Here is a 10,382-nt window from a genome sequence, read left to right on the forward strand (position 1 = left end):
TAGGTACTGTATTAGTACATCTGATTCTTTAATCTTGACTGTCAATAGAAACACTGTATCTCGTTTCGTGTTTGTTTTTTTTTTTACAAGCAGAAGAGCGGAATACAAGAGCCTCACAAGTCTCGGGGGCTCGGAGATGTGTAAAAGAGCCGGGGCCCGGCGGGGCGCCGGCCTGCCGACGCCCCGCCGGCCCGGGACATACCTCAGCGGCCCCCGACGAAGGCGGCGATGCTGCCGTCGAGCCGCCCGGAATAGGCCGACAGGGTGCCGGCGAGGCCCCGCACCGCATCGGCGAGCTGCCCGGTCTGGGCCGCGGCATCGGACACGCCGGTGATGGTGCCGGACATCTCGGAGGTGGATGCGGCCTGCTCCTCCACCGCCGCGGAGATGGAATGGGTCAGGGCGGACAACTCGCCGACGGCTTCGGTGATGCCCTGGATCGCCACCACGGCGTCGCCGGTGGCGGTCTGGATCGTGGCGACCTGCTGGGTGATCTCGTCCGTCGCCCGCGCGGTCTGGCCGGCGAGCTGCTTGACCTCCGCCGCCACCACGGCGAAGCCGCGGCCCGCCTCGCCGGCCCGGGCCGCCTCGATCGTCGCGTTGAGGGCGAGCAGGTTGGTCTGGCTGGCGATGGACTTGATCATGCCGACCACCGCATCGACCTTGCGGGTGTTCTCGGTGAGCAGCCGCACCGTCGCGTCCGTGGCCTGGGCCTGCGCGGCGATCTGCCGGCTGCGCTCCGAGACGCGGCCGACCTGATCGGCGACGTCCCGCACGCTGCCGGACATCTGCCGGGAGGTGTCCGCCACCGCGGCGGCGCGGGTGCGGGCATCCGTCGCCGCGCTGGTCAGGCCCTCGGCCGATTGCGCCATCTCGTCGGCCACCGCCGTCACCGCATCCACCACCGCGCGCACCTCCTCGGCCACGCGGGTCTGCCCGGTCACGATCGACCAGGTCAGCATCGGCCCGAGATAGGCGCCATCCGACCCGTTGATCGCCGAGACCTGGAGGTCGAGCACTTCCGGGCCGAGGCGGATCTTGGTCCGATGCGGCAGGTGGCTCGCATCGGCGAGCATCCGGCGCTGGTGCGCGGGGTTCTTGTGGAACACGTCGATCGACGACCCGACCAGGTCGGCCACCGTCACGGGCAGGTACTGCTCGATCGAGCCGAGCGTGGTCCGCGAACTCTCGTTGATGTAGCTGATGCGGAAGTCGTCCTGCGGATCCGCCATCATCACGGCGATCGGCATCCCCTCGACCATCTGGGCGAGACGCACCGCCTCCTGCTTCTTGGCGGTGACGTCGAAGGCGAACTTCATCACGCTCTTGGGGAGCCCGTCGGGCCCGAGCACCGGAAGGTAGGTGGCGCAGAGCCAGATCGACCTCCCGTCCTTGCCGATCCGCTCGAACTCGCCGATCTGGTGCAGGCCGGCGCGGAGCTGGCGCCAGAACTCGCGGTAGGCGTCGGAGGCCGAGACGGCGGGCGGCACGAGAAGCGAATGGGGCTTGCCGATCAGGGCCTGGGGCGCATAACCGGTCAGCGCCTGGAAGTTCGCATTCGCCCCGGTGATCGTTCCGTCGAGGGCGAACTCGATCGTGGCCATGGCCCGATCGAGCGCGGTGAGTCTCGCATCCTCGACCGGTTTGTGTCTGCCCCAGCCCATTCTTCGCTCCCGACCCTGTGCTTCGCCGTTTAGCGTGAAGACGGATAAGGCTCCGTTAATGCCGCAATAGGGCGAGTAAGTCCCATGCCTTTTAAGATGTTAAATACTTGTACGGCCAACAAAAATCGGCAAGCGTGCTGAGCGGCGTGATGGCCTGCATCGAAGCTGAAAGCACGTCGGGCGCCGGGAAACCGCCTTGAACAAGGAAGCCCCTCAAATTCAAGAAAAATTGCAATAAAATACGAATATAATACGCATTAAAAGGCTTGAGATCAGCTCAAATACCCCAGCGTAATCAAGCGATTTGCGGGCCCGGACAGTGCCAACCCATGTGTCGTCGGCCACCGACCGAGACTTGTTCCAGGACAGCATTCCCGCGGCGAACCGCCCGCATTCCGACCGAGGCGCCATCGCTGGAACGATCGGGCGGCACCGAGATCGCCCGGCACGACCACGCGGCACCGCGTGCAAGGCCGGGCTCAAGGCCCTGAAGACGGCCCACGAGGCTTGTCTTAAAAAACGATCGTTCGTATGAATGGAGAAAATCAGAGGGAGGGCGCCGATGATCCCGAACGCCGCGCGTGAATTCAATTTCGGCCTGGGCGAAACCGCCGAGGCGATCCGCGACAGCGTGCGCAACTTCGCGCAGGACAGAATCGCGCCGCGGGCCGAGGAGATCGACCGCACCAACACCTTCCCGCGCGACCTCTGGCCCGAGATGGGCGCGCTCGGCCTGCACGGCATCACGGTCGAGGAGGAGTATGGCGGCCTCGGCCTCGGCTACCTCGCCCATTGCGTGGCGATGGAGGAGGTGTCGCGGGCCTCGGCCTCGGTCGGCCTGTCCTACGGCGCGCATTCGAACCTGTGCGTCAACCAGATCCGCCGCAACGGCTCGGAGGCGCAGAAGCGGGCATACCTGCCCAAGCTCATCTCCGGCGAGCATGTCGGGGCGCTCGCCATGTCGGAGCCGGGCGCCGGCTCGGACGTGGTGTCGATGCGGACCCGCGCCGAGAAGAAGGGCGACTGCTACCTCCTGACCGGCTCCAAGATGTGGATCACCAACGGCCCGGTCGCCGAGACCCTGGTGGTCTATGCCAAGACCGACCCCCAGGCCGGCCCCCGCGGCATCACCGCCTTCCTGGTCGAGAAGGGGATGAAGGGCTTCTCCACCGCCCAGAAGCTCGACAAGCTCGGCATGCGCGGCTCCGATACCTGCGAGCTGGTCTTCGAGGAGTGCGAGATCCCGGAGGAGAACGTGCTCGGCGAGGTCGGGCGCGGCGTCAACGTGCTGATGTCGGGTCTCGATTACGAGCGCGCGGTGCTGGCGGCGGGACCGCTCGGCATCATGCAGGCATGCCTCGACGTGGTGATGCCTTACGTCCACGAGCGCAAGCAGTTCGGCCAGGCGATCGGCGAGTTCCAGCTGGTCCAGGGCAAGCTCGCCGACATGTACGTCTCGACCAACGCCGCCAAAGCCTATGTCTACGCGGTGGCCCAGGCTTGCGACCGCGGCGAGACTACCCGGGAGGACGCCGCCGGCGCGATCCTGTACGCCGCCGAGCGGGCGACGCAATGCGCGCTGGATGCGATCCAGCTGCTGGGCGGCAACGGCTACATCAACGACTACCCGACCGGGCGGCTGTTGCGTGACGCCAAGCTCTACGAGATCGGCGCCGGCACCAGCGAGATCCGCCGGATGCTGATCGGCCGCGAGCTGTTCGCCAAATCCGCGTAAGGCGCACCACGATGCCGGTCATCCCCACCAGCGCCGACCTCACCTCCGGGGCGGCGGAGCAGAACCGCGCCGCCTGGAGCGAGCTGCGCCAGGCCCTGAAAGCCCATCGCGCCAAGGCCGCGGCGGGAGGCCCGGCCCGCGCCCGGGAGCGCCACGTCGCCCGCGGCAAGCTCCTGCCCCGCGACCGGGTGCTGCGCCTGCTCGATCCGGGCTCGCCGTTCCTGGAGATCGGGAGCCTCGCCGCCCACGGGATGTATGGCGACGAGATCCACGCCGCCGGCGTGATCGCCGGCATCGGCCGGGTGGCGGGCCGCGAGGTGATGGTGGTCTGCAACGACGCCACCATCAAGGGCGGCACCTACTATCCCCTCACCGTCAAGAAGCACCTGCGGGCGCAGGAGATCGCGGCCCAGAACCGGCTGCCCTGCCTCTACCTCGTCGATTCCGGCGGCGCCAACCTGCCGCAGCAGACCGAGGTCTTTCCCGATCGCGAGCATTTCGGCCGGATCTTCTACAACCAGGCGCAGATGTCGGCCGCCGGCATCCCGCAGATCGCCTGCGTGATGGGCTCCTGCACGGCAGGCGGCGCCTACGTTCCGGCGATGTCGGACGAGAGCGTGATCGTGCGCCGCCAGGGCACGATCTTCCTCGGCGGGCCGCCGCTGGTGAAGGCCGCGACCGGCGAGGTGGTGAGCGCCGAGGATCTCGGCGGCGCCGACGTCCATGCGCGCCTCTCGGGCGTCGCCGACCACTACGCCACCGACGATGCCCACGCCCTCGCCATCCTGCGCCGCATCGTGGGCGGCCTCAACAGCGTCAAGCGGCCCGACATCGACATCGCGGCTCCCGTCGATCCGGCCTATGCGGCCGACGACCTCGACGCCCTGGTGCCGGTGGATCTCCGCAAGCAATACGACGCCCGCGAGCTGATCGCCCGCCTGGTCGACGGCTCGGAATTCGACGAGTTCAAGCGGCTCTACGGCACCACGCTGGTCACGGGTTTCGCCCGGCTGCACGGCATGCCGGTCGGGATCCTGGCCAACAATGGCATCCTGTATTCGGAGAGCGCGCTCAAGGGCGCCCACTTCATCGAATTGTGCTGCCAGCGCCGCATCCCGCTGGTCTTCCTCCAGAACATCTCCGGCTTCATGGTCGGGCGCGAGGTCGAGGCCGGCGGCATCGCCAAGAACGGCGCCAAGCTGGTCACGGCGGTGGCCACCGCGGCGGTGCCGAAGCTCACCGTGATCGTCGGCGGCTCGTATGGCGCCGGCAATTACGGCATGTGCGGCCGGGCCTATTCGCCCCGCTTCCTGTTCGCCTGGCCCAATTCGCGCATCTCCGTGATGGGGGCCGAGCAGGCGGCGAGCGTGCTCGCCACCGTCCGCCGCGACAACCTCGAGGCCGGGGGCGGGACCTGGAGCCCGGAGGAGGAGGAGGCGTTCAAGGCGCCGATCCGCGCCGGGTTCGAGGAGGAGGGCTCGCCCTACTACGCCACGGCGCGGTTGTGGGACGACGGCATCATCCTGCCGGAGGAGACGCGCCGGGTGCTCGCCCTGTCGCTCTCGGCCTGCCTCAACGCGCCGGTGCCGGAGACCCGGTTCGGCCTGTTCCGGATGTGAGGACCGCCATGACCCATCGCCGCCTCGCCTCCGTCCTGATCGCCAATCGCGGCGAGATCGCCTGCCGGGTGATCCGCACCGCGAAGGCCCTTGGGATGCACACCATCGCGGTCTACTCGGAGGCCGACCGCGACGCGCTCCACGTCGCGCTGGCCGACGAGGCCCATGGCATCGGCCCGGCGCCCGCCGCCGACTCGTATCTGCGCATCGACCGCATCCTGGAGGCGGCCCGGGCGAGCGGGGCCGAGAGCATCCATCCGGGCTACGGCTTCCTGTCGGAACGGCCGGACTTCGCCGAGGCCTGCGCGCAAGCCGGCATCGTCTTCGTCGGCCCTCCCGCCTCCGCCATCCGCGCCATGGGCCTGAAGGATGCCGCCAAGGCGCTCGTCGCCAAAGCCGGCGTGCCGGTGGTGCTGGGCTATCACGGCGCCCGCCAGGAGCCGGATTTCCTCGCCGCGGAAGCCATGGCCATCGGCTATCCGGTCCTCATCAAGGCGGTGGCCGGCGGCGGCGGCAAGGGCATGCGGCGGGTCGAGGGCCCGGACGGCTTCACCGACGCCCTCGCCTCGGCGCAGCGCGAGGCGCAGAACGCATTCGGCGATCCGCGGGTGCTGGTCGAGAAATACGTCCTGTCGCCGCGCCACGTCGAGATCCAGGTCTTTTGCGATGCCCATGGCAACGCCGTGCACCTGTTCGAGCGCGATTGCTCGCTCCAGCGCCGTCACCAGAAGGTGATCGAGGAGGCGCCCGCCCCCGGCATGCCGGACGAGGTCCGCGCCGCCATGGGCCGGGCCGCCGTGGAGGCCGCCAAGGCCGTGGGCTATGTCGGCGCCGGCACGGTCGAGTTCATCGCCGACGGTCGCGAGGGCCTGCGCCCCGACGGCTTCTGGTTCATGGAGATGAACACGCGGCTCCAGGTCGAGCATCCGGTGACCGAGGCGATCACCGGCCATGATCTCGTCGAGTGGCAGTTCCGGGTGGCGAGCGGCGAGGCGCTGCCGGTCGATCAGGCGGGCCTCGCGATCCAGGGCCACGCCGTCGAGGCACGGCTCTACGCCGAGGACCCGGATCACGGTTTCCTGCCCTCGACCGGGCCCTTGCGGGCGTTGCGCCTGCCGGACGGGGAGGGGATCCGGGTCGATACCGGCGTGCGCGCGGGCGACCGGGTGACCCCGTTCTACGATCCGATGATCGCCAAGGTGATCGCCCGCGGTGCCACCCGTCACGAGGCCCTGGACCGGCTGGCCGGCGCGCTCGGCCGCACCCTCGTGGCCGGTCCGAAGACCAACGTCGCCTTCCTCAAGGCGCTGGCGGAGGCGGAGGATTTCCGCGCCGGCCGCTTCGATACCGGCTTCATCGACCGCGCGCTCGACAGCCTCACGGCCCCGAACCCGCACCGCGACGGCGCGATCCGCGCCGGAATCCGGGCGCTGGTGGCGCGGGACACCCCCGCCGGCACCGGCTCGCCCTGGGATGCGGTCGACGGGTTCCAGCTCGGCGAGGCCCGGCGCCAGGTCTATCCGGTCGTGATCGAGGGCGAGCCGGCCGAGGCCGTGCTGCACTGGCGACCCGCCGGCCTCACGGTGGCATATGGCACGCCGGGGCCCGAGCCCGAGGCCGTCGCGGTGATCGCGGCCCCGCCCGGCGTGCTGGTGCTCGCGGAGGGCCGCCAGATCGCCCTCTCGCCCCCCGATCCCTTCGCGGTCGATCTCGACCACATCGACCAGGGCGGCGCCATCAAGGCGCCGATGCATGGCCGCCTCGTCGCCGTGCTGGTCGCCCCCGGCGAGACGGTCGTGCGCGGCCAGCGCCTCGCGGTGGTCGAGGCGATGAAGATGGAGCACGCCCTCACCGCCCCCCGCGACGGCACGGTCGCCGAGGTGACGGCGGAAGCCGGCCAGCAGGTCGCCGAGGGCGCCCGCCTGATCACCCTGACCACGGAGGACGCCGCGTGAGCACGATTCCGGTCTCGACCCATCCGCGCGGCGGGCTGTACTTCGAGGATTTCGAGGTCGGCGCCACGCTGCGCCATCGCCTCACCCGCACGGTGACGCAGATGGACAACATGCTGTTCTCCAACATGACGCTGAACCCGCAGCCGCTCCACATCGATGCGCATTTCTGCGCCACCGAGACCGAGTGGGGCCGGCCGCTGATGAACTCGCTGTTCACGCTCGGGCTGATGATCGGCATCTCGGTCAACGACACGACGGTGGGCACGACGATCGGCAATCTCGGCATGACCGAGACGCGCTTTCCCGCGCCGCTCTTCGAGGGCGACACGGTGAGCGTGACCACCGAGGTCGTCGCCAAGCGCGACTCGCGCTCGCGGCCCACCGCCGGCATCGTCGAGTTCGTCCACCGGGCCTACAACCAGGACGGCACGCTGGTGGCCGAGTGCCGGCGCCAGGCGATGATGCGCAAGCGGCCCGTTTCGGAGGCGTAGAGAGATGCGCTCGCTGCTGTTCGTTCCTGGCTATTCCCCCCGCAAGCAGGAGAAGGGTCTGGAGGTCGGGGCCGACGCCCTGATCCTCGACCTGGAGGATTCGGTCGCGCTGGCCGAGAAGCCGAAGGCCCGCGAGATCGCCGCCGGCTTCCTGGCGCGGATGCGCGGTGTGGCGGGGCGCCCGACGCTCTATGTCCGGGTCAATGCCCTCGACACGGGCCTCACCGAGGACGATCTCGCCGCGGTGATGCCGCACGCGCCCGACGGGATCATGCTGCCGAAGGCCGAGGGCGGCCTGAGCGTGGCCCATCTCGGCGGACGCCTTGCGGTTCACGAGGCCGAGCACGGCCTGACGGACGGCGCCACCCGCATCCTGCCGATCGCCACCGAGACGGCGCGGGCGGTGTTCTCGCTCCAGAGCCTGCCGGGATCGAGCCCGCGGCTCTCCGGCGTCACCTGGGGGGCGGAGGACCTGTCGGCCGATATCGGCGCCGAGACCAACCGGGGCGAGGATGGCGGCTGGACCGCGCCGTTCCGGCTCGCCCGCAACCTGACCCTGATGGCCGCCGCCGCCGCGGAGGTCGATGCCATCGACACCATCAACGCTCAGTTTCGCGATCTCGACGGATTGGCCCGCGAGTGCCGGGAGGCGCGGCGGGACGGGTTCGTCGGCAAGATGGCGATCCATCCGGCACAAGTCGCGATCATCAACGAAGCCTTCACGCCGACCGAGGCCGCCATCGCCCAGGCCCGGAGGGTCGTGGCCGCCTTCGCGGCGGCGCCGGGGGTCGGCGTGGTCGGCATCGACGGCGAGATGGTCGACCGGCCGCATCTGCGCCGGGCGGAACGGCTGCTGGCGCGGCTGGGGTGAGGCGGGATCGACGCAAAGTCTCTGCGCGATCTCATGACATCGGCCTGTGGCGCCGCAGCCCCTATGGTGCTCGCAACGGCATCGAGCGGGGCAAGGCTCATCCTGAGGCCGAGCCGATGCAGCAGATCCATCACGGCGGCCAGATGCGGCGCTCCCGCCTGCACCTCGCCGCGAGCGAGGCCGCGGGCCGGTGCGGCGGTGTCCAGCGCGTGAGCGACCAGGGCCGGATCATTCTCGGCGAGCACCGCGTCGAGAGAGGCGGCGATCCGTTCGTGGCGGTCGAGGTCGTCCGCCGTTTCGTCAGGAGGTGAGCCGGACATCGGTCACGGGACGCACTGCGACATCCTCGTCCGGATCGCCGGGATGCTCCAGATCATGCCGTGATCGCCGTCTGATACCATCGGCCCAAGATACTGACGCATCGGGTCGATGGACCATCTCAAATTTTCGATACTAAGGCAAAGGCTTAGCGAAAATTGGAGACCGGAACCAAAGGTCGTTTTCTTTCGACCGTTGGTATGACGCCGAGCCTTCGCTATCCCCAGCCAAACCTCACGCACCGCGCGAGCAACGCGCGGGCCATTCCCCGGGAGGACGCAACACCATGCCCCACACCGACAGCCTACCCGACGCCGGCCTCCTCGCCCGCCTGCCGGCCGCCCTCGCCGCCGCCCGTCAGGCACCGGCTTACGCCACCCACCTCGCCGGCCTCGATCCGGCCACGGTGACCGACCGGGCGGCGCTCGCCCGCCTGCCGGTCCTGCGCAAGGGCGAGATGCCGGCGCGCCAGCGCGAGTCGCTGCCCTTCGGCGGCTTCGTGCCGGGGCCGGCCGGGGCGTTTCCCCGCCTGTTCACCTCGCCGGGGCCGATCTTCGAGCCGCAGCGGGCGGGCGAGGACCCGTGGGGGGGCGCCCCGGCGCTTGCCGCCGCCGGCTTCCAGGCCGGTGAGGTGGTGCTGAACACCTTCGGCTACCACCTGACGCCCGGCGGCTTCATCTTCGACTCCGCCGCCCGGGCGCTCGGCTGCGCGGTGATCCCGGCTGGGCCCGGCAACACCGAGCAGCAGCTCGACCTGATCGAGGCTTACCGGCCGGCCGGCTATGTCGGCACGCCGGATTTCCTCAAGGTGCTGCTCGATGCGGGCGCCAAGGCCGGGCGGGACGTGTCGTCGCTCGTCAAGGCCCTGGTGTCGGGAGCCGCCTTCCCGGCCTCGCTCCAGGCCGAGTTCGCGCAGCGCGGCATTGCCGCCCGCCAAGCCTACGCGACGGCGGATGTCGGCTTCATCGCCTATGAGACGCCGGACGAGCCGGGGCTCCTCGTCAGCGACGGGCTGATCCTCGAGATCGTGCGGCCGGGCACCGGCGATCCGGTGCCGGAGGGCGAGGTCGGCGAGATCGTCGTCACGGTGCCCGATCTCGATCGGCCGCTGATCCGCTACGCCCTCGGCGACCTCACGGCGGCCCTGCCCGGCGGGCGCCGCATCCGCGGCTGGATGGGCCGGGCCGACCAGGCCGCCAAGGTGAAGGGCATGTTCGTGCGCCCCGAGCAGGTCGCCGAGATTGCCCGCCGCCATCCGGAACTCGGCCGCCTGTGCTTGGTGGTGACCCGGGCCGACGAGGCCGACGTCATGACCCTGAAAGCGGAATCCGCGACGACGGACGCCGCCCTGGCCGAGGCTTTGGCCGAGACCCTGCGGGCGGTGACGAAGCTGCGCGGCACGGTCGCCCTCGTCGCCCCCGGCAGCCTGCCGAACGACGGCAAGGTCATCGCCGACGAGCGGCCGGTGGGCTGACGACACTCCGCTCGACGAGTGCTGGGTCGGGACGTCGTGCCGAGCATGATCGCCCTGCGGGTGATCGGCGCCGGCATCACCGATCCGGCCTGAGCCCGGCAGGGCTGGCGTGATCCGCTTTCTCGTCCGCCCGGACTGCCCGCCGAGGGAGCGTGCGGGCGGATCAGACAGGGAGAGGCCGCCGTCAGGCCGCCCGGACCTGCGCCAGGAAGCGGTCGACCTCGACCGAGAGGCGCTCGGACTGGCGCGACAATT

8 protein-coding genes are annotated in these 10,382 nt (G+C 69.9%); 7 read left to right on the forward strand and 1 reads right to left on the reverse strand.

Annotated elements, in window-relative coordinates:
- Positions 1–203: 203 nt before the first annotated feature.
- Positions 204–1,604 (reverse strand): methyl-accepting chemotaxis protein, encoded by a 1,401-nt coding sequence (locus tag VP06_RS17095; protein ID WP_082167456.1) that lies wholly within the window; start codon positions 1,602–1,604, stop codon positions 204–206.
- A 622-nt stretch (positions 1,605–2,226) separates the two neighbouring features.
- On the opposite strand from VP06_RS17095, the gene VP06_RS17100 reads away from it, so the two are divergent.
- The 7 genes from VP06_RS17100 to VP06_RS17130 all read left to right on the forward strand — a co-directional run bounded on the left by VP06_RS17100 (position 2,227) and on the right by VP06_RS17130 (position 10,127).
- Positions 2,227–3,399: an isovaleryl-CoA dehydrogenase gene (locus VP06_RS17100; RefSeq protein ID WP_048464988.1), complete on the forward strand. Its 1,173-nt coding sequence runs from the start codon at positions 2,227–2,229 to the stop codon at positions 3,397–3,399.
- An 11-nt stretch (positions 3,400–3,410) separates the two neighbouring features.
- Positions 3,411–5,018, forward strand: a complete 1,608-nt coding sequence (locus tag VP06_RS17105; protein WP_048464989.1) for a carboxyl transferase domain-containing protein — start codon at positions 3,411–3,413, stop codon at positions 5,016–5,018.
- 8 nt (positions 5,019–5,026) lie between these two features.
- Positions 5,027–6,973 (forward strand): acetyl-CoA carboxylase biotin carboxylase subunit, encoded by a 1,947-nt coding sequence (locus tag VP06_RS17110; RefSeq protein WP_048464990.1) that lies wholly within the window; start codon positions 5,027–5,029, stop codon positions 6,971–6,973.
- Positions 6,970–7,464, forward strand: a complete 495-nt coding sequence (locus tag VP06_RS17115; protein ID WP_048464991.1) for a MaoC family dehydratase — start codon at positions 6,970–6,972, stop codon at positions 7,462–7,464. The genes VP06_RS17110 and VP06_RS17115 overlap by 4 nt, the downstream gene beginning before the upstream one ends.
- 4 nt (positions 7,465–7,468) lie before the next feature.
- On the forward strand, positions 7,469–8,335 hold the full coding sequence (locus tag VP06_RS17120; protein ID WP_048464992.1) for an HpcH/HpaI aldolase/citrate lyase family protein: 867 nt from the start codon (positions 7,469–7,471) through the stop codon (positions 8,333–8,335).
- Positions 8,336–8,451: 116 nt separating this feature from the next.
- On the forward strand, positions 8,452–8,646 hold the full coding sequence (locus tag VP06_RS17125; protein WP_048464993.1) for a hypothetical protein: 195 nt from the start codon (positions 8,452–8,454) through the stop codon (positions 8,644–8,646).
- 293 nt (positions 8,647–8,939) lie between these two features.
- The gene (locus VP06_RS17130; RefSeq protein ID WP_048464994.1) at positions 8,940–10,127 is read left to right on the forward strand and encodes a phenylacetate--CoA ligase family protein; all 1,188 of its coding nucleotides are present in this window, start codon (positions 8,940–8,942) and stop codon (positions 10,125–10,127) included.
- Positions 10,128–10,382: the final 255 nt, after the last annotated feature.

Source organism: Methylobacterium aquaticum (assembly GCF_001043915.1).
Taxonomy (GTDB): domain Bacteria; phylum Pseudomonadota; class Alphaproteobacteria; order Rhizobiales; family Beijerinckiaceae; genus Methylobacterium; species Methylobacterium aquaticum.

Coding starts and splice junctions, on each gene's coding strand:
- VP06_RS17130 (WP_048464994.1), top strand. CDS start 8,940: ATGCCCCACACCGACAGCCTACCCGACGCCGGCCTCCTCGCCCGCCTG.
- VP06_RS17105 (WP_048464989.1), top strand. CDS start 3,411: ATGCCGGTCATCCCCACCAGCGCCGACCTCACCTCCGGGGCGGCGGAG.
- VP06_RS17110 (WP_048464990.1), top strand. CDS start 5,027: ATGACCCATCGCCGCCTCGCCTCCGTCCTGATCGCCAATCGCGGCGAG.
- VP06_RS17095 (WP_082167456.1), bottom strand. CDS start 1,604: ATGGCCACGATCGAGTTCGCCCTCGACGGAACGATCACCGGGGCGAAT.
- VP06_RS17125 (WP_048464993.1), top strand. CDS start 8,452: ATGCAGCAGATCCATCACGGCGGCCAGATGCGGCGCTCCCGCCTGCAC.
- VP06_RS17100 (WP_048464988.1), top strand. CDS start 2,227: ATGATCCCGAACGCCGCGCGTGAATTCAATTTCGGCCTGGGCGAAACC.
- VP06_RS17120 (WP_048464992.1), top strand. CDS start 7,469: ATGCGCTCGCTGCTGTTCGTTCCTGGCTATTCCCCCCGCAAGCAGGAG.